Below are 252 nucleotides of genomic sequence, written 5' to 3'. Positions count from 1 at the left end.
TGCGGGCCGCCTGTACGGCCCTATGATCGCGGCCGGCGTGGCATGGTGGCACGGCTCAGAAGGCAACTACTGGGGCCACAACGCGATCATCCGGGTGAAGGCCTTCGCGGAATCGGCCGCGCTGCCGCAGCTGCGCGGACGCAAGCCATTCGGGGGCCACATCCTGAGTCACGATTTTGTCGAGGCCGCACTGATGCGGCGGGCCGGATGGGGCATCTACATGCTGCCGACGCTTGGCGGCAGCTACGAAGA

1 pseudogene is annotated in these 252 nt (G+C 67.1%); it reads left to right on the top strand.

Annotated elements, in window-relative coordinates:
• Window positions 1–252: pseudogene (locus XH80_RS00560) on the top strand (glucans biosynthesis glucosyltransferase MdoH); the annotation flags it as partial.

This window comes from Bradyrhizobium sp. CCBAU 45384, from assembly GCF_028128665.1.
GTDB classification, from domain to species: Bacteria; Pseudomonadota; Alphaproteobacteria; order Rhizobiales; family Xanthobacteraceae; genus Bradyrhizobium; species Bradyrhizobium manausense.
Note: the sequence above shows the minus strand (reverse complement) of the source record. Positions and strands in the feature narration are given on the sequence as shown.